The organism is Algibacter sp. (assembly GCF_049667265.1).
In the GTDB taxonomy this organism is placed as follows: domain Bacteria; phylum Bacteroidota; class Bacteroidia; order Flavobacteriales; family Flavobacteriaceae; genus Algibacter_B.
Genome location: NZ_JBATHX010000258.1, coordinates 1 through 19,076 on the forward strand (window position 1 = coordinate 1; position 19,076 = coordinate 19,076).

Below are 19,076 nucleotides of genomic sequence, written 5' to 3' on the forward strand. Positions count from 1 at the left end.
ACCTTAAGGAAGGTTTTTATAAAAATAGAAAATTAAAAGTAATTATTCTGCATTCTGAACGAGGTTCAGATACAAACTACCAACAAAAAATAGTTTATTTATGATTCTGAAACACCTTCAGAATGACAAATTTTAAGTTTTTAAGGTTGTACAAATAAAAAATCCACAGCATTATCCTATTGAATAATACTGTGGACTTACATATTTATTTATTTTATAGCACCGATATGTTGCGCTAAATCAATCAATTTAGTTGAATAACCAAACTCATTATCATACCAAGATACTAATTTAACAAAGCCATCATTTAATGCCATACTTGCGTTAGCATCAAAAACACTTGTTCTAGATTCAGATACGAAATCTTGAGATACAACACCTTCTTCAGTATATCCTAAAACACCTTTTAATTCACCTTCAGAAGCATCTTTTAATGCTTTCTTAACTTCAGCCCAAGGAGCTGGTTTTGTTAAGCGACAAGTTAAATCTACCACAGATACATCAACAGTAGGGATTCTGAAAGCCATACCAGTTAATTTTCCGTTTAATTCAGGAATTACTTTTCCAACAGCTTTAGCCGCTCCAGTTGAAGCAGGTACGATGTTGTTTAAAGAAGCACGACCTAAACGGTAATCTTTTTTAGAAACACCATCAACAGTTGATTGTGTTGCAGTAGCCGCGTGAACTGTAGTCATTAATCCTTCAGCAATTCCGAATTTATCGTTAATTACTTTAGCTAATGGCGCTAAACAGTTAGTAGTACAAGATGCGTTTGATACAATTTTATCAGCAGCAGTAATTTGTTTGTGGTTTACACCCATAACAAACATTGGCGCATCAGCAGATGGTGCAGAAATAGCAACCTTTTTAGCTCCAGCTTTAATGTGTTTACCAGCACCTTCTAAATTTGTGAAGATACCTGTACAATCTAAAACTACATCTGCTCCAACAGCATCCCATTTTAAATCTTCTGGGTTACGCTCAGCAGTTACACGGATTGTATTTCCGTTTACTATTAAGTTACCATCTTTAGTAGAAATAGTTCCATCAAACTGTCCGTGAACAGAATCGAACTTTAATAAGTACGCTAAATGATCTACATCTAATAAATCATTAATACCTACTACTTCAATATCCTTAGATCTAGCAGCTGCTACTCTAAAAGCAATTCTACCTATTCTACCAAATCCGTTAATTCCAATTTTTAATTTTGACATAATCGTGTTTATAAATGTTAAGTGCTCATGATATCTGAGACACGCAATAATTCTAAGTTTATTTTTGTTTTTCCTTTAATGGCATTATCTAAAGGTGTAAGTTCCATTTTACCATCCATAAGACCAACCATATAATTGGTTTGTCCATTTAATATGGATTCAACAGCCTTTACGCCCATTCTACTAGCAAGTACTCTATCAAAACAAGACGGTGCTCCCCCACGTTGCATGTGACCAAGAACGGACACGCGAACGTCATAACCTTCCATGTTTTCATCAACATAATCTTTTAATTGGAAAATGTTTTTTCCAATTTTATCACCTTCAGCAACAATAACAATACTTGATGTTTTTCCAGTTTTTCTACTTCTTCTTAAAGATTCTACTAATCTATCTAATCCTAAATCTTCTTCCGGTATTAAAATTTCTTCAGCACCACCAGCAATTCCTGCGTTTAAAGCTATATGACCAACATCGCGCCCCATAACCTCAATAAAGAATAAACGGTTATGTGAACTTGCTGTATCTCTAATTTTATCAATGGCTTCAACTACCGTATTAAGTGCAGTATCAAAACCTAATGTATGTGATGTTCCTACAATATCATTATCAATGGTTCCAGGAATTCCCATTACTGGGAAACCAAATTCTTGATTGAATATAAGAGCTCCAGTAAAAGATCCGTCTCCACCTACAACAACCAATCCATCAATTTTATTATCAATTAAGTTTTGGTGTGCTTTTTTTCTACCTTCTTCAGTTCTAAATTCTTTAGACCTTGCAGATTTAAGTATTGTTCCGCCTTTGTTAATTATACCTCTAACACTTCTGGCGTTCATTTCTTTGAAGTCACCTTCAATCAAACCTTCATAGCCTCGATAAACACCAACGCATTCTATATTATGGTAAGCACATGTTCTAACAACGGCGCGTATTGCTGCATTCATTCCTGGAGCATCTCCACCTGATGTTAAAACTGCAATCTTATTTATTGTTTTTGGCATTAATTTCTAAATTTATTACGGTAAAATTAATAAACAAAAAGCATATATCGATAGCATTTAAAATAAATTAATATGTTTTAAGACTATAACGTTTTAGTATATAAAACTAAAACGTTTTAGTTGAAATAAAAAATGGTAATACTTTGAAAAACAGCACAAAAAAGTATTTATTCTTCTGAAGAAGACTTCATTGAAACAAAATCTGGTAAGGCACTTTTTGCTTCGTTTTCTTTTTCGTTTTCTTTTTTAGTAGAAATAGTTTCATCATCGTCTTCAGATTTTTTAAAGAGTTTTCGAAGGAGCTCCTTAAAGGTGTCAAAATCTACATTATAAGAAAGCCCAATACCTTGTGTATAACCAATAGGATCTCCAAAATTTCTAATACTATTTTCTCTATTAAAAACTTTAGCGGTAAGTGTTCCGTTTTGATTTAGAAGGAAATCTATTTCAACATCGCCAGCAATTACAGTTTCGGTGGCTCCACCAACTGGCACACCTACTTTACCATTTATTAAAACACGATCACTAATTTGCGTTTGTAATGTTACGCCCACCCGATCATCCGTTTGGTAATCTGGTCTGTTTTGACCGGCCTGGTAATTTAACCCCACATTCACCTTACTATCACCTGAAGTAAAAATACCATTTATAATTCCATTAAGTCTTTCTGCTATGGTACCTGAGGCGTTAATCGCATTAAGTCCGCTTGAAAACGAGCCAGTAGACACTAAAAACAGGGCTTGTTGATCGCGTTCATCTTTGGATTCTAAACGGTAATTAAGCTCAGATTTTATGGTTGAATTTACATTTGGAAAATTAAAACTAAATTCGGGATTTAATTGTTCTAAATCGCCATTTAAAGTAATATTCAATTCCACAGGAATACTTCTATTTATTGGATTATCTAGTAATGGCGAAGGATTAGCTTGCGTTTTATAGGTGGCAAGCATATCAATTTTTGGTTTGGCAGGTTCTCCTTCCCAAGCAATGGTTCCACCTGGTTTTACTGTAAATTCTTTTTGAATGATACCGCCATAAGCAAAATTATAAACCCCTTCGAATACCGAGAAATCGCCCCACATATCAAATTTACCATTGGTGTTTATTTCGACCAATAATCCGCCAACACCACGACCTCTTAATGCATGTCCAGTATCTCTATCTATAATCAATTCTACTTCTGCATCTTCAGTAACATCTAGGTCAAATTCTAATTCTAATCCTTTTATTTCTTGAACAATAAAATCTACTCCCTTTTTACGCGCTTCTTTTTCTTCCTTCGTTATAAAATGAATATAGGAGTTATCGCCAAAGGATTCTGAATCGCTTAACGGAATTTTAAATACAGTTCCTTTTTTTGTTTCACCAACAACACTTATTACTAATTGTTCAGTTGGCCCCATAATACTCGCTCTACCACCAATAAAACCAGTTCCGTAATAAAGTGATTCTTCAGTTTCTTCAGTATCTAGAATTAATAAACGTGGCGTAGTAATTTCTAATCCTAATCGCCATTTACCAAAATTTACATGGCTTAAATACCCATTTAGAAATCCGACAGATTTATATTTAGAATCTTTTAGCAAAATTCTATTAAAAATAAAACTTTGGTTTTTTAAGGTTACTGAAGCATCTGTATTAAAATCATAATCCACATTAAGGTATGGAATTCCTAAACCGCCGTTATTTACAATTAATTCGCCATTAATATCTGGTTTCCTTAGGTCGCCCACCAATTTTACATCGCCATTGGCTTCGCCTCGAATATTCGACAAAACGCCATCTAATAACGGATTTAATGGAAACAGGTTAAACCCATTGAAATTGATCGCGACATCAATAATAGACCTTTTACCAGAAACATTAATATTACCTTTTGCAACAAACGAGTTAACTAAATCATTTTTAATGGTTGCATCTACTTTATAATTGGTTAAAGACGCGTTTCCAGTTACGTTTGCATTTAAAGACCCTAATAAGTAATTATTAACCACCAAATCATCAATAATAATACTTGAATTTGGAAGGTAACTGCCGTTTTTTTGTAAAATATCTAATTTACCGTTTACATTACCCGCTAAAGAAATACTATCAATATCAGGTGTTATTTTGGTTAAATCAACGTTTGTGAAATTGAGCTTAATATCCTTTTCAGTAGAATCTCTTACAAACCCAGAAAGTTCTATTTCTTCGCTTTCATGATTAATCCTAAATTTATCGATATTAAACTTTGAAAGCTTTTTGTCGAAGGAAATTTTATGAAATTTATCTTGGTTTTCATTAATTAACCATTTATTATTTTTAATGGTTATATCGCTCTGTTTGAAACCAATTACAGATTCATTATCCTGATTAATAGTATGATAAAAACTTAAATTATAGCGATCATTATTACGCTTTCCACCAGAGAATTCCGATCGCATGAAAAGGGTATCATTAACGGTTACATTAATTAAATTGAATTTTGAAACATCATAGAATTTGGTGTGTAAACTATCAATTTCAATATAGGTATTAAAGAGTGGATTACTATTATCAACTTGCAACTCAATATTATTTGCAAAGTTTTCTAAATACCGAATTTTTGGTGATTTGAAACTAAGCTTAAATTTTTCTTCATTACTTTCAACACGGCCTCTAATAAATGTGTTTTTGCCCAATTCTACTTCAGGAAAAATAACTTCGATTATTTTATTATAAATTTTAAAATTAAAATCGATGGATTGATTTTCGGCTACTTTATGGGGAATATAATTGGTATAAATATGCCCTATAGAATTTTCAAACAACATTTTTAAATCCTTCAAAAAGAAACGCCCATTTAAAGCACCTTCAATAATATCGGGTGAATTAAATTCTACAAAACGGATGTCGTTTTCAAAATGAGAAGACACATCAAATTCCTCAAAATAATAGGTGTCATTTTCATTTTTATACATGGTATTGGTAAATGCTATTTTTCCAAATGCATCATCAAAACTGCTGCTATTCATATTCATTTTAACCTTACTTTTAAAAATAGAAATACTATCTTTTTTTATAAAATTAAGTATGTTTAAATCAGCATAATCAACATTGGCCTCAAAATCATATTTTCTAATGTCTTCCGAAAAATCTATCAACCCTGTAAAATTTAATTGAAGGTTTCTATCATTCACATTTAGGTTTCCATCAAAAATTTTATTTTGAATATTTCCTGCAACTTTTATTTCTTTATAGTTATAATCATTATAAAGTAATTCGAAGATCTCGCCCTTTACTTTAGTGTCAATATTTTTTGCAGTAAAACCACTTCCATCTACATTAACATCAAGAGATGCTTTTCCAACTTTGGGGTCGTTTAAAAAAGTACCAAAATCGAATTGTTCAAAAATTATCTTTCCTTTATAATCGGCATTATCAATATCGTTTATTTTTGTGATTTCTAAGTTTGAGTCAACAAAACCTAATTCGGTATCAATTTCAATATCTGCTAAAACTCTTGAAGCGGTAATTTGAGAATTCCCAGTTATAGTAAAATACCCTAAACGTCCAAAAGATGTAGGAATAGCTTCGCCCAAAACATTTGGTAGCATCCCTTTTAAATCATTATAAGTGGAAGATAAATTACTGAAATTGCCATTCATAGAGAAATCGCCCTCATCTTTACTAAATAAGTTTTTAAAATTAATATCACCATAAATACGGGTCTTGTAATTTGAATTCAACATTAAATTACTAGTCCGTAAATCATTTAAAGTCCCAGATAAATCGACGCTAAATTTAGCCGATTGGTTTTCTCCAAATTCATTATAAAATGTGTTTAGCTCATCCAATTGCACATTAGAATCTTTAAAACTTGCCTTAATCTTAACTTTATCAACAAAATATTGCAAATCTTCACGCTCATATAAAAACTTTAAATCGCCTTTTAAAACAGAGTGTGGTGTTTTTATTTGCAAGTTAGCAAAGGTCATGTCTGTTAATGTATAGGCAAAATCGGTCATCAAATTTTTAACCTCTACGCCTCTACTATCCTTAAAGGACAACGTATTAATTCGCAAACTAACATCACTTCCATTTATTAAAAAATTGGTAGCATTGATATTTAAATTCTCAAAATGAAGGACTTTGGCTGTTTCTTTATTTTCATCTATAAGTTTGAAAACACTATTATAAATAGAAACATCGCTTGAAGACAGTAAAAAATTACTCTTGGCCCTTTTTGGATTATCATCTTCAAACCGATCAACAAAAACATCCAGATTTCTTTGAGTTTCACCTTGGTAAGTTTTAATATTAAATGATAGATTTTCAATATCTATATCACCAAAAACAAGATCGCCATTAATCAAATTTCTGAAACTTAGAACCGACGTATTCAGCTCGGCAATACTTATAAGGGTGTCTTTTTTATAATCTTCAATGTAAATATTTTTAATTTCTACATCGCCATTAAATTGCATACTAACCTTATCAATGTTGATGTTGGTTTTAAATTCATCATTTAGGCGTTTGGTGGCATATTTTCCTAATACCGTTTGAACGGCAGGAATAGATAGCATCAACACCGTAATGATGAAACATAGTAGCATGATTCCTGCTACTTTTAATGCTATTTTTAGAATTTTTTTGATGCCCTTAAAGTTATAACTTAATTTAGAATAAACTACTTTTGTAATTACGAGTAAAAATAATGATTGAGATGTTTATTCGTATTCAAAATTAACAATTATTGTGCCTAATATTTATTAATGTCTTCACAAAATTTTTACATCCTTGGAATTGAGTCTTCTTGCGATGATACGGCAGCTTCTGTAATTCATAACGGACGCATTTTAAGCAATGTTGTAGCAAGTCAAAAAATACATGAAGAATTTGGTGGTGTTGTACCCGAATTGGCCTCGAGGGCGCATCAACAAAATATTGTTCCAGTAGTACATCAAGCTATAGAAAAAGCAGGAATTTCCAAAGAAAAACTAAGCGCTATTGCTTTTACTAGAGGTCCCGGGCTGATGGGAAGTTTACTAGTTGGAACTTCATTTGCAAAATCTTTGGCCTACGGATTAAATATTCCATTAATTGATGTGAACCACATGCAAGGACATATTTTAGCTCATTTTATTGAAGAAGACGGGTTTGAAAAACCACCGTTTCCTTTTTTAGCTATGACCATTTCTGGCGGACACACGCAAATTGTTAGAGTTGATAATTATTTTGAAATGAACGTTATTGGCGAAACCATTGATGATGCCGTTGGTGAAGCTTTTGATAAAAGTGGAAAAATTCTAGGTTTAGGGTATCCTGCTGGGCCAGAAATAGACCGACGTGCAACCCTCGGAAACCCCAAAGCTTTTAAATTTACCAAACCAAAAGTAGATGGTTTAAACTTTAGTTTTTCTGGATTTAAAACGGCAGTTCTTTATTTTATTCAGCGTGAAGTTAAGGCGAACCCCAATTTTATAGTAGAAAACCTTAATGATATTTGCGCATCCATTCAATACACCATTATTGGTATTTTAATAGATAAATTAAAACTAGCCACCAAACAAACTGGAATTAGTCATATTGCTATTGGCGGTGGTGTATCGGCAAATTCAGGCATTCGGAAAGCCTTAAAAGATGGCGAACAAAAATTTGGTTGGACCACCTATATTCCAAAATTTGAATTCACTACTGATAATGCGGCAATGATTGCTATTGTTGGGTATTTAAAATATTTAGAAGGTGATTTTGCTGAACAGGATATTGTGGCTTCGGCTAGATTGAAGATTTAAAAAAGTCGCAGTTTAAAATCCCAAATGGAGGTCAAATTAAAGTTATAAACAATCTCTTCTTAAAAACTTATTTCTACTTTAATCATATCGTTCACTATTCCCTTTAAATTTGAAATCGAATTAAAAACCTTATCAATGCTTAAAAAATTACTTTATCTATTTTTAATTAGTCCATCATTATTTTTAACAGCTCAAACTTCAACGGAAGAAGATTTAAGTCTTCTTGAAACACCGGAACAAGTGGAAAGCTATTTGGAAACCAAAAATTCCAAAAAGAATAAATTAATCACTTTTAATGAGGAAAACCATAAAACTATTCTAGCGAAAGAACTGTTTAAATTAAGTGTTGGTGGAACAAAAGTGGACGACAGAGAGTTTGAAAAAACGTATTATAAAGTCGTTAATAAAACTAAAAACACGTACTACAGAGTCGCTTATATTTACCTTGATGGCACGGAATATGACCTTGAGGATATTGATTTATTAAGAGATAAAATTATAGCTCAATATAATAGCGGTGCACCATTTGACTTCTTAGCCAAACAATATTCGATGGATGATAACGCTAATAAAGGTGGCGATTTAGGTTGGTTTTTAAAAGGTGAAATGCCTGTCGATTTTGAAACTGAGGTGATTAATGAAAATCATGATTTAAACACTATTTTTACAGTTGATATGCCTTCTGAAAACGTGTATTACGTGGTTTTAAAAACACATGAACCTAAAGATATTTTAGAAATTGAAGTTTTAAAGATTGTGGAAGCAAAGTACGAATAGAACATGCAGCTTTTTTATAGTCCAGAAATCACCGAAAACACCTCGCAATTCACTTTTAACAAAGAGGAAAGCAAGCATATTGTAAAAGTGCTTCGGAAAAATATTGGTGACAACTTGCACATTACAAACGGCAATGGCTGGCTGTTTACTGCTGAAATTTCAATACCAAATATTAATAAGTGTACTGCTAATATTGTATCTAAATCGATTAAAGAAAAACATAATTATAATTTGCATTTGGCCGTTGCTCCAACAAAAATGAACGACCGCTATGAATGGTTTTTAGAAAAAGCTACCGAAATTGGAATTGATTGCATCACCCCTATTATTTGCGACCATAGCGAACGAAAATTTATAAAACCGGAACGTTTTGAGCGTATTATTCAATCGGCCATGAAACAATCGTTAAGTTGCTATTTACCTAAACTTAATAATGCCATATCGTTTCAAGATTTTGTAAATCAAGATTTTAATGGTGATTTATTTATTGCTCATTGTGAAGAAACGGATAGAAAATCGTTAAAGCAACAACTTAAGCCAAAAACGGATATGACTATTTTAATAGGACCAGAAGGCGATTTTTCTGTTAAAGAAATTACCAAAGCCGTAGAAAATAACTTTATTCCTGTAACTTTGGGAGAAACAAGATTACGAACAGAAACGGCTGCAATTGTAGCATGCCATTCCGTAGCCTTCATAAACGAGTAATTTTCTATGAAATTATTTTTAACTTTTACCTTTTCACTTTTAACTTTTAGCTTTTTTGCTCAAGATTTAGCCATTTTAAAATATAAAGGTGGCGGTGATTGGTACGGGAATCCTACTGCCCTACCTAATCTTATAAAATATTGTAACGAGCATATAAACACTAAAATAAGCGAAAAACCACAAACTGTCGAGACTGGAAGTTCGGATATTTTTCAATTCCCTTTGTTACATATGACGGGACATGGCAATGTGTTTTTTAGCGAAACCGATGCTGAAAACTTGCGTAATTATTTAATGTCTGGCGGGTTTTTACATATTGATGATAACTATGGTATGGAACCGTACATTACCAAAGAGCTTAAAAAAGTATTTCCCGATAAGGATTTGGTTGAGTTACCAATCAATCATCCTATTTTTAATAGTGCTTATAAATTCCCAAATGGGTTACCAAAAATACATGAGCATGATGGTAAACGCCCACAAGCTTTCGGACTTTTTAATGAAAATAGACTCATGTTATTATTCACTTATGAAAGCGATTTAGGCGATGGTTGGGAAGATACCGAAGTACATAACGACCCTGCAGATGTCAGAGAAAAAGCACTTAAAATGGGCGCCAATATTGTTAAATATGCTTTTGAAAACTAAATTAATTGAAGAATGACGAATGACGATTTACGATTATATATGGCAATTTGAAAAATCGTAATTTGTAAATCTAAAATCGTAAATCAAGTGCAACTCACCCACTACAATACCTATTTCAAAAAACAAACATTTCCAATAATATTAGTTTGCGATAACGTTACCAACGCGCCAAACATTGGTAGTTTGTTCAGAATTGCTGATGCTTTTGGAATTGATAAACTAATCCTTTGTGGTGAACATATTCAGTTTGGGCGAAAAATGACAAAAACCTCTCGAGCTACCGAAAAAGTTGTGCATTACGAGATTTCCAATTCTGCTCCAGAAGTTGTTGAAACATTAAAATCTAAAGGTTTTCAAATCATTTCATTAGAAATTACAGCGTCGAGCATACCCATTCACAGCGTTCAATTTTCAAAAGAAAAACCCATAGCATTGGTTATTGGTGACGAGAATTTCGGAGTTTCAGAAACCATTCTTAATCTTTCAAATACCATTATTCATATTGATATGTTTGGTCAAAACAGTAGTATGAATGTGGTTCAAGCTACCAATATTGCACTTTACGAAATTACCAAACAATTACTTTAATTTGTCATGTTTAAATGAGGAACGATTGAGACATCTCATAAATCCAATAATAAAATGAGCATGTGATTTCTCACTTTGGTACGAAATGACTAAGTTTACTCTTAAAATTTTTCAATTGAATTCAAACACCATTACAAACGGGATTTTAAAAGCTGTAGGCATTATATTAGGCATTGCTCTATTGCTTTATTTTTTATACCAAATTCAATCTGTTATTGGCTACATAGCTATTGCATCTGTAATTTCATTAATTGGAAGACCTATTGTATTGTTTCTGGAACGCAAATTAAAATTCAAAAATACCATTGCCGTTATTGTCAGTATGGTGGTGCTTTTAGGCATTTTTACTGGAATTGTGTGGCTATTTATTCCTTTGGTAATTAAACAAGGTCAAAACTTATCACTTTTAAATATTGAGCAGCTTCAAACAAACATTGAGGATTTGTATATTCAAATTATAACTTATTTTGACTTGCATCAAATTGATGTGGAGCAATCATTGAAACAATCAAACTTGCTTTCAAAAATAGATTTTTCACTCATTCCTGACTTACTAAATTCAATTGTTAGCGGCTTAGGCAGCTTTAGTATTGGTTTATTCTCAGTATTATTTATATCCTTTTTCTTTTTAAAAGATAGCAAATTATTTGAGAATGGTATTTTAACCTTTATTCCTTATAATAAAGAATCGCGTTGGAAAACATCTTCAACACAAATAAAAGATTTATTATCTAGATACTTTGTGGGTCTTATTTTTCAAATACTTATTCTCTTTATAATCTACACCATCGGATTGCTTATTATTGGAGTTGAAAATGCCATAGTTATTGCATTTTTATGTGCCCTTTTAAACTTAGTACCATATGTTGGTCCGTTAGTTGGTGGAATATTAATGGTCACACTAACTATGACAAGTAATCTTGGCGCATCATTTAGCGAGGTTATTTTACCTAAAACATTTTGGGTGTTTATTGTTTTTATGATTGGACAATTGGTTGATAATTTTGGGAGCCAACCTATCATTTTTTCAAAAAGTGTGAAGTCGCATCCGCTTGAAATTTTCTTAGTTATTTTGATTACTGGTATTCTGTTTGGAGTTATTGGTTTAATCATTGCTGTTCCTGCTTATACAGCTATAAAAGTGATATTAAAAGCCTTTTTATCAGAGAATAAGATTGTAAAAAAATTGACTCAAAATCTTTAAGTTTTAGTTTGAATAAAGATATATTAAATACTGATATTCAAGAATATATAAAAACCAATGCGAATTCCGTAATTGGTTATTTACTACTAAAAGGCACCTCGTTTTCTGGTGTTGATACCAAAACCATCATTGAGCAAATAGAAGCCAGAAAAAGATGCGAATTCAAACTTTCAACCTGGTTTAATACGTCAAATATTTACTATCCAAACAAGTTAAATATTGAGCAAACGTCATCTGAAATAACAGCAAAATACAAATCGGAATTATTAAAAGGTTATGCCATTATCGACCTAACTGGAGGTTTTGGAGTGGACTGTTTTTACTTCTCAAAACAGTTTGAAAAAGTAACCTATTGTGAAATAAATGAAACACTTTCTGAAATTGTAGAACATAATTTCAGACAGTTAAAAGTTGAAAATATAGATATCATTAAAACCGATGGCATTGCCTATTTAATAGCTTCAAATAGGATGTTTGATTGGATTTATATTGATCCTTCACGACGCCATGACACCAAGGGAAAAGTCTTCTTTTTAAATGATTGTTTGCCAAATGTACCCGAACATTTAGATATGCTGTTTAGTCATTCTGAAAACATTATGATTAAAACATCGCCTTTATTAGATATATCCGTTGGAATTGGAGAGCTAAAGCACGTAAAAACCATTCATGTTGTTGCTGTTAATAATGAAGTAAAGGAATTGCTCTGGATTTTAGACCGAGGATTTAATGATACCATTTCAGTTGAAACTGTAAATATTAAAAAAGAAACTACCGAATTTTTCAATTTTAATTTGAATGAAGAAAAACAAATTGAATCTGAATATAGCCAACCACTCACCCATTTATATGAACCAAATGCGGCCATATTAAAGGCAGGCGCTTTTAATCAAATTTCAAAACAATTAGATGTAAATAAACTTCATAAACACTCGCATTTATACACAAGTAACCATCTTTTAGGTTTTCCAGGTCGCGCTTTTAAAATTGAAAAAGTCATACCCTATAATAAAAAGGAACTTAAAAGTTTAGGGATAAAAAAGGCTAATATTACTACAAGAAACTTCCCGGAAACGGTTCAACAAATAAGAAATAAGTTTAAAATTAGGGACGGAGGAAACCAGTATTTGTTTTTCACCACAGAATTGAATAACCAAAAAATAGTTTTAATAACTACAAAAACTTAATTGCCTTATGATGCTTCAAGAATTGGTAGGTAATTATTCAGTAATTGGTAGAAATCAAGATGCGGAATCAAGTACATACCAAGGTACGGTCAGTTTAGCAATTGACGATAATGATAGAATAGATGCAAATTGGTTAATTAATGGCACGCAAAAGCAAATTGGGAAAGGTTTTTTTAAAGACAACATTCTTGTGATTAATTTTAACTACAAAAGCGACAACAAAACTTTTAAAGGTGTTGTGGTTTATAAATGCATTTCTAAAGATGTTTTGGAAGGCTTTTGGTCTGAAAAACATGGTGATCCAAACTTCATTGGAGAAGAGCGCTGTTTCCGGACTGATAAACTAAAAGAAGTTGTTAATTAATTTTTCAAAATAAAAAAAACAAAAAAGCCTCACTATTTCTAGTGAAGCTTTTTGTGAGCCCTGCAGGATTCGAACCTGCGACCGCCTCCTTAGAAGGGAGGTGCTCTATCCAGCTGAGCTAAGAGCCCTCAAAGAAATCATTTCTAATTTCTGGTGTGCAAATATAAAATTAACTATATATCTAACCAAAAGAAATGTTTATAATTTTCACATATTTTTTGTTTTCGATTTCACCCTATGCTAACTACCAATATACTGCCATTTTACAGACTTATTTGCATTTATATTTAACAAAAAACTAAATCAGTTCATATTGAATATAAGTAATTACTTTTTTCTCTATTGCTCTTTCAATACTAAACTAATATGAACCAAAAGAAATTTTTATTACTCATAACTTCCGTTTCAGCACTAGGAGGCTTGTTATTCGGTTATGATACTGGTGTTATTAACGGCGCACAGTTTTACTTAACCAAATATTTTGAATTAGATGCCATGACACAAGGGTTTGTTGTTGGTAGCGCCTTGCTTGGGTGTTTTGTTGGTGCTATTGTTGCAGGTCCATTAAGTATTAAAATTGGAAGAAAACATTCATTGATAATTTCTGCCATTCTTTTTTCAATTTCAGCTTGGGGATCTGGATTACCAAGTATTTTTCCAGAATCGGTAACATTATTGGTCTTTTTTAGGGTCATTGGCGGATTAGGTATTGGAATTGCCTCTATGAATGCACCTATGTATATTGCTGAAATTGCTCCAGCAAGTAAAAGAGGGAATCTAGTTAGCTACTATCAATTAGCCATAGTAATCGGATTTTTTATTGTGTTTTTAGTAACATATCTTATTGGTAGTAATCTTTCAGATGCTGAAAATTTACAGTTTGGATGGAGACGCATGTTTTGGTCTGAGCTTATACCTAGTTTATTATTTTTAGTATTGTTGTTTTTTGTTCCTAAGAGTCCTAGATGGCTAGCCTTAAAAGGAAAAAATGAAGAATCATTAAAAACGTTAATCAAAATTCATGGTGAAGAAAATGCTAAGCATGAAAGTAAAGAAATATTAGCGTCGCTAAAAGAAACAACTCAGGGCACAAAGGTTAATTACTTTTCTAAAGGGATCTTTGTTATTATTGTCATAGGTTCAGTTTTTTCAATATTACAACAATTTACGGGTATTAATGCTGTACTATATTATGGTGCAGATATTTTTGAAAAAGCTTTAGGTTTTGGTAAAGAGGATGTATTAAAACAACAAATCCTATTAGCCTTTATAAATTTAATATTCACTTTTGTAGCTATGGCTACGGTTGATAAATTTGGAAGAAAACCTTTAGTATATATTGGATCAATTGGTATGTTAGTTGGTTTTTTACTTTTAGGTGTTACCATCCAACAGCAAGCAATTGGTTTTTTATCACTTCTTGGTGTACTTATATTTATTGGTTCTTTTTCAATGTCTATGGGACCCGTTGTTTGGGTATTACTCTCAGAAATGTTTCCTAACAAAATAAGAAGTGTTGCCATGTCTGTTGCGGTTGCCGCACAATGGGCTGGAAACTATTTTGTTTCACAATCATTTCCAATGATAACGGCTAGTGAAGTAAACAATAATGATTTTTGGAATGGTTCCCTACCCTACTTTATTTTTATTACATTCAACATATTTATAATCTTTTTTACCTATAAATATATTCCTGAAACAAAAGGAAAATCCCTTGAAGAGATTGAAACTATGTGGGAAAAGAATTAAAGAGTTAATATAGTCCGAATAAAAAAATTGAGACTTTCTAAAAAGCCAAAAGGGATTACTAATCAGAATGCCCTACTTTTGTATTTTTAGAAAGTCTTTTTATTTACAATGAGCACATACGAAAAAACACTAACAGTTACCGAAGAACACATTGACGATTTAAACCACGTAAACAATGTAATTTATGTGCAATGGGTTCAAGACATAGCAAAAGCACATTGGCAGTCTAAAGCCTCAGAGGCCATACAAACTAAATATGGTTGGTTTTTACTTTCTCATTTTATTGAATATAAAAGTCCTGCTTTTTTAAACGATATCATATCTTTAAAAACCTATATAGCTAAAGTAGAAGGCGTTAAATACACGCGTATTGTCGAAATGTATAATGCAACTACCAATGAACTATTAGCTAAATCCGAAACAAAATGGTGTTTTATGAATATGAAAACGCAGCGACCTTCAAGAATTCCACAAGAAATTGTCGATTTATTTGATTAATTCCCCAACAACATACTAAATCATAATTTCAAAAGTTATATTTTTAGCCTTTAAACTATTGCCTTAAATGAAACGTTATTTATACTTTATTACCACCCTAGGATTTTTAATGCTTTGGAGTTCCTGTCGTAAAGATTTTGAATTTTCACCAAGTACTGGAAGTCTAGAATTTTCAAGAGATACCGTTTATTTAGACACCGTTTTTTCAAACATTGGGTCTAGTACTTATAATTTAAAAGTATACAATAAAAGTGATAACGACATTTCCATTCCAACAGTTCAGTTGGCCTTAGGTGAAACTTCAAATTACAGATTAAGTGTTGATGGAATTGCAGGCAAAAGCTTTAATAACATTGAAGTTTTAGCAAAAGATAGCTTGTTTATTTTTGTTGAAACTACTGTAGATATTAATGATTTCACTCCAAACGGAAGTTATTTATATACCGATCAAATTGAATTTGATGCGGGTTCAAACTTTCAAAAAGTTGAGTTAGTTACCTTGGTTCAAGATGCTGTTTTTATATACCCAGAAAGAGATAATACTACCAAAGTTATTAAAACTTTAACACTAGATATTGGTGGCGAATTAGTAGAAACCGAATTACAAGGTCGGGAATTATCACCAACAGAACTTACATTCACCAACGATAAACCCTATGTTATTTATGGCTTTGCTACCGTACCAAATGGCGAAACTTTAATTATTGATGCAGGTGCTCGTTTACATTTTCATGATAATTCTGGGATTATTGTATCCAACGGTGCATCCATTAATGTGAATGGTGGTTTTAGTATCGACCAAGAACTTCTTGAAAATGAAGTTATTTTTGAAGGCGACCGATTAGAACCAAGTTTTTCAGATGTTCCTGGGCAATGGGGAACTATATGGCTATTAGATGGAAGCGTGAACAATACCTTTAATTACGCGACTATAAAAAATTCGACAATTGGGATTTTATCTGATGGTAATCCAGATGAAACAAACAATAAACTCACCATTACAAACACGCAAGTTTATAACTCAAGTAGTTTTGGTATTTTAGGAAGAAATACTTCTATTTCTGGAGAAAACGTGGTGATTAATAATTCTGGTTTATCTTCATTTGCGGGTACTTTAGGCGGAAAATATAACTTTACACATTCGACACTTGTAAATTATTGGAATGACGGATTTAGACAGTTTCCTGCGGTTTTACTAAACAATTTTGTTTTAGATGAAGATAACAATGCAACCATTGCCGATTTAACCGAAGCTAATTTTAATAACTGTATTATTTACGGCAATGATAATCCTGAAATTTTATTAGATGAAATTGAAGACGCTTCCGCTGTTTATAACTTTAAGTTTACAAATTGCTTAATTCGCTTTGAAGATAATAGCAACAATTTTACTGGTGCTAATTACAATTTGAATGACACCAATAAATATGAGGGCAACATTTTTAACCTAGACCCTAATTTTAAGGATACCGAGTTAAACGACCTTATTATTGGTGATGATTCTGCGGCAAATGGGCAAGGATTATCCACGTTTGCTACGCAGGTTCCTTTTGATATTTTAAACATGAATAGAACGTCGACTCCTGATATTGGAGCTTACCAACATATTACTTTTCCAGAGGATGAGTAACGGTTTACAAAATACATTCGGTATTAAAATTAATTATAACTAAGGAATAGAGTTACAGAAACCAAACTATACCCTGACTTTTTTAAAGGAAATATGCATTAAAATGTTTTTATAAAGAACAATAGGCAATAACATTCCTTAACCATGTGAATAAATAATAGCGATTTGAGTTTTAATTCAAGTCGCTATTTTATTTTGAAAGTTGCTTTCATAATCGCTGGGCGTGTTTAAATCACAACGACTCATTTGATAAATTAAAGAAGCAAGCAACTACTCACCTACTTTTATATAATCTGTAAAATTTTCACCTATTTCATTCTCTAACTTGGCATTAAGCTGTTCCCAAATTTCATCAGGTCCAAAATCACCAACAAACCCGCCAGATGGTGGGTAAATTCTATCTCGGTCTTCAATACTATCAAAAGTTAATAAAATAGCATATTTGTTTGCACGTATGCCTCGATCGCCCTTTAATAAAGTGAAATATTGCCCTTTCATATTATTATAAACAGGTGCAATGGTATTGCTCATAAATGCTTCAAATTCTACTAAATCTGTGTCTGATTTCACTTCAAGTTCATGAACAGCAAAAACGTCGAAAGATGATTGTTTTAATTCGACTACTTCTGTTTGTACGTTTTCTTTGCAAGCAATCATCATTAAAACTGCAAACAATAAAATAAATTGGTTTGGTGTTTTCATATCCTAAATTTTTAAATTAATAATTTATCTTTATAACTAATAATTAAGCGCTTAGGACTGTTAATTTACAAAAATAATTGATTAAAAACTAAAATAATATTCGCATGTATCATGAAATACATTTGTTCATTTTTGTTATTATCCACTTGGTATAATCTTCACTTGTGGGAACTTTATTAGCTAAAAACCTTATCAAAAAAACACTAAAAACATCAACCTAAACGAAAATCCGTGTTAGGCCTGCCTGCCGGCAGGCAGGGATTGAACCTGCCTGTTTGATCCCGATGATGATCGGGAGAGAAACGGAAAGCCCGGCCCTTTTAGGGTAACCTGTCTGCCGGCAGACAAGCACTCAAACAAAAAAATCCTGCATAAAGCAGGATTTTTAATTAATAAAATGTTTATTTATTGCTTAAACGAATAAAGGTTTATCCTTCATCATTTTATTAACTTTTGTTTTTACAACTTCTAGCTTGGCGTCATCTTCAAAATTGGTAATAACTTCATCAAGTAAATCAACAATAGCAACCATATCTGCTTCTTTTAAACCACGTGTAGTAACAGCAGCAACACCTAAACGAATTCCTGAGGTTACAAATGGCGATTTATCATCAAACGGTACCATATTTTTATTTACCGTAATATCCGCTCTCACAAGCGCGTTTTCGGCATCTTTACCAGAAAGGTTTTTGTTGCGTAAATCGATTAACATACAATGGTTGTCTGTTCCGTTTGAAATAATATTGTATCCTTTAGCCACCAAAGCTTTTGCCATAGTTGCCGCGTTTTCCTTTACTTGAAGTTGGTAATGTAAAAAATCATCAGTTAAAGCCTCTCCAAAGGCAATTGCTTTTGCAGCAATAATGTGCTCTAAAGGTCCACCTTGGTTTCCTGGAAATACTGCAGAATCTAATAAAGACGACATTTTACGTAAACTACCATTTTTAAGTTTTATTCCAAATGGGTTATCGAAATCTTGCCCCATCATAATCATACCACCTCTAGGGCCTCTTAAGGTTTTATGTGTTGTTGTTGTTACAATAT

The 19,076-nt window shown here is 32.2% G+C and carries 16 protein-coding genes and 1 tRNA gene; 11 read left to right on the forward strand and 6 right to left on the reverse strand.

What is annotated here, in order from left to right; all coding sequences use genetic code 11:
- Nucleotides 1–209 precede the first annotated feature (209 nt).
- The 3 genes from gap to WBN21_RS09765 form a co-directional block, all read right to left on the reverse strand.
- On the reverse strand, nucleotides 210–1,217 hold the full coding sequence (gap, locus tag WBN21_RS09755) for a type I glyceraldehyde-3-phosphate dehydrogenase (protein ID WP_424199778.1): 1,008 nt from the start codon (nucleotides 1,215–1,217) through the stop codon (nucleotides 210–212).
- Between the two features lie 17 nt (nucleotides 1,218–1,234).
- Nucleotides 1,235–2,221, reverse strand: a complete 987-nt coding sequence (gene pfkA / locus WBN21_RS09760; protein WP_424199780.1) for a 6-phosphofructokinase — start codon at nucleotides 2,219–2,221, stop codon at nucleotides 1,235–1,237.
- Nucleotides 2,222–2,388: 167 nt separating this feature from the next.
- Nucleotides 2,389–6,795: a translocation/assembly module TamB domain-containing protein gene (locus WBN21_RS09765; protein ID WP_424199782.1), complete on the reverse strand. Its 4,407-nt coding sequence runs from the start codon at nucleotides 6,793–6,795 to the stop codon at nucleotides 2,389–2,391.
- Nucleotides 6,796–6,954: 159 nt separating this feature from the next.
- Between WBN21_RS09765 and tsaD the strand changes: the two genes are divergently transcribed.
- From tsaD to WBN21_RS09805, 8 genes are all read left to right on the forward strand, one after another.
- Nucleotides 6,955–7,977, forward strand: a complete 1,023-nt coding sequence (gene tsaD / locus WBN21_RS09770) for a tRNA (adenosine(37)-N6)-threonylcarbamoyltransferase complex transferase subunit TsaD (RefSeq protein ID WP_424199784.1) — start codon at nucleotides 6,955–6,957, stop codon at nucleotides 7,975–7,977.
- A 135-nt stretch (nucleotides 7,978–8,112) separates the two neighbouring features.
- Entirely contained in the window at nucleotides 8,113–8,754 is a 642-nt protein-coding gene (locus WBN21_RS09775; protein WP_424199786.1) for a peptidylprolyl isomerase, read from the forward strand.
- Nucleotides 8,755–8,757: 3 nt separating this feature from the next.
- A complete protein-coding gene (locus tag WBN21_RS09780; RefSeq protein ID WP_424199788.1) occupies nucleotides 8,758–9,462 on the forward strand; it encodes a 16S rRNA (uracil(1498)-N(3))-methyltransferase in 705 nt (234 codons plus the stop codon).
- Nucleotides 9,463–9,468: 6 nt separating this feature from the next.
- On the forward strand, nucleotides 9,469–10,110 hold the full coding sequence (locus WBN21_RS09785; protein WP_424199790.1) for a DUF4159 domain-containing protein: 642 nt from the start codon (nucleotides 9,469–9,471) through the stop codon (nucleotides 10,108–10,110).
- 87 nt (nucleotides 10,111–10,197) lie between these two features.
- Nucleotides 10,198–10,698 (forward strand): TrmH family RNA methyltransferase, encoded by a 501-nt coding sequence (locus tag WBN21_RS09790; protein ID WP_424199792.1) that lies wholly within the window; start codon nucleotides 10,198–10,200, stop codon nucleotides 10,696–10,698.
- A 115-nt stretch (nucleotides 10,699–10,813) separates the two neighbouring features.
- Nucleotides 10,814–11,902 carry an AI-2E family transporter gene (locus WBN21_RS09795; RefSeq protein WP_424199794.1) on the forward strand — a complete coding sequence of 363 codons (1,089 nt, stop codon included), beginning with the start codon at nucleotides 10,814–10,816 and terminating at the stop codon, nucleotides 11,900–11,902.
- A gap of 8 nt (nucleotides 11,903–11,910) precedes the next feature.
- Nucleotides 11,911–13,089 carry a THUMP-like domain-containing protein gene (locus WBN21_RS09800; RefSeq protein WP_424199796.1) on the forward strand — a complete coding sequence of 393 codons (1,179 nt, stop codon included), beginning with the start codon at nucleotides 11,911–11,913 and terminating at the stop codon, nucleotides 13,087–13,089.
- A 7-nt stretch (nucleotides 13,090–13,096) separates the two neighbouring features.
- The gene (locus WBN21_RS09805) at nucleotides 13,097–13,453 is read left to right on the forward strand and encodes a hypothetical protein (protein WP_424199798.1); all 357 of its coding nucleotides are present in this window, start codon (nucleotides 13,097–13,099) and stop codon (nucleotides 13,451–13,453) included.
- A gap of 54 nt (nucleotides 13,454–13,507) precedes the next feature.
- Here the strand turns inward: WBN21_RS09805 and WBN21_RS09810 are convergent.
- Nucleotides 13,508–13,581 (reverse strand) — tRNA-Arg (locus tag WBN21_RS09810).
- 238 nt (nucleotides 13,582–13,819) lie between these two features.
- On the opposite strand from WBN21_RS09810, the gene WBN21_RS09815 reads away from it, so the two are divergent.
- From WBN21_RS09815 to WBN21_RS09825, 3 genes are all read left to right on the forward strand, one after another.
- A complete protein-coding gene (locus tag WBN21_RS09815) occupies nucleotides 13,820–15,202 on the forward strand; it encodes a sugar porter family MFS transporter (RefSeq protein WP_424199800.1) in 1,383 nt (460 codons plus the stop codon).
- A gap of 108 nt (nucleotides 15,203–15,310) precedes the next feature.
- Nucleotides 15,311–15,700, forward strand: a complete 390-nt coding sequence (locus WBN21_RS09820; protein ID WP_424199801.1) for an acyl-CoA thioesterase — start codon at nucleotides 15,311–15,313, stop codon at nucleotides 15,698–15,700.
- 67 nt (nucleotides 15,701–15,767) lie between these two features.
- Nucleotides 15,768–17,330, forward strand: coding sequence for a hypothetical protein (locus WBN21_RS09825; RefSeq protein WP_424199803.1), 1,563 nt, complete (start codon nucleotides 15,768–15,770; stop codon nucleotides 17,328–17,330).
- Nucleotides 17,331–17,600: 270 nt separating this feature from the next.
- Here the strand turns inward: WBN21_RS09825 and WBN21_RS09830 are convergent, their stop codons facing one another.
- Both WBN21_RS09830 and glyA read right to left on the reverse strand, forming a co-directional pair.
- Nucleotides 17,601–18,032 carry a hypothetical protein gene (locus tag WBN21_RS09830; protein WP_424199805.1) on the reverse strand — a complete coding sequence of 144 codons (432 nt, stop codon included), beginning with the start codon at nucleotides 18,030–18,032 and terminating at the stop codon, nucleotides 17,601–17,603.
- A gap of 412 nt (nucleotides 18,033–18,444) precedes the next feature.
- The coding region (gene glyA / locus WBN21_RS09835) for a serine hydroxymethyltransferase (protein ID WP_424199807.1) at nucleotides 18,445–19,076 on the reverse strand (632 nt) is incomplete at its 5' end.

Bases quoted from the DNA above. Each gene is read 5' to 3' on its own strand.
- WBN21_RS09815 (WP_424199800.1), top strand. From the start codon at position 13,820: ATGAACCAAAAGAAATTTTTATTACTCATAACTTCCGTTTCAGCACTA.
- WBN21_RS09830 (WP_424199805.1), bottom strand. From the start codon at position 18,032: ATGAAAACACCAAACCAATTTATTTTATTGTTTGCAGTTTTAATGATG.
- WBN21_RS09775 (WP_424199786.1), top strand. From the start codon at position 8,113: ATGCTTAAAAAATTACTTTATCTATTTTTAATTAGTCCATCATTATTT.
- gap (WP_424199778.1), bottom strand. From the start codon at position 1,217: ATGTCAAAATTAAAAATTGGAATTAACGGATTTGGTAGAATAGGTAGA.
- WBN21_RS09780 (WP_424199788.1), top strand. From the start codon at position 8,758: ATGCAGCTTTTTTATAGTCCAGAAATCACCGAAAACACCTCGCAATTC.
- pfkA (WP_424199780.1), bottom strand. From the start codon at position 2,221: ATGCCAAAAACAATAAATAAGATTGCAGTTTTAACATCAGGTGGAGAT.
- WBN21_RS09820 (WP_424199801.1), top strand. From the start codon at position 15,311: ATGAGCACATACGAAAAAACACTAACAGTTACCGAAGAACACATTGAC.
- WBN21_RS09765 (WP_424199782.1), bottom strand. From the start codon at position 6,795: ATGCTACTATGTTTCATCATTACGGTGTTGATGCTATCTATTCCTGCC.
- WBN21_RS09805 (WP_424199798.1), top strand. From the start codon at position 13,097: ATGATGCTTCAAGAATTGGTAGGTAATTATTCAGTAATTGGTAGAAAT.
- tsaD (WP_424199784.1), top strand. From the start codon at position 6,955: ATGTCTTCACAAAATTTTTACATCCTTGGAATTGAGTCTTCTTGCGAT.
- WBN21_RS09785 (WP_424199790.1), top strand. From the start codon at position 9,469: ATGAAATTATTTTTAACTTTTACCTTTTCACTTTTAACTTTTAGCTTT.
- WBN21_RS09825 (WP_424199803.1), top strand. From the start codon at position 15,768: ATGAAACGTTATTTATACTTTATTACCACCCTAGGATTTTTAATGCTT.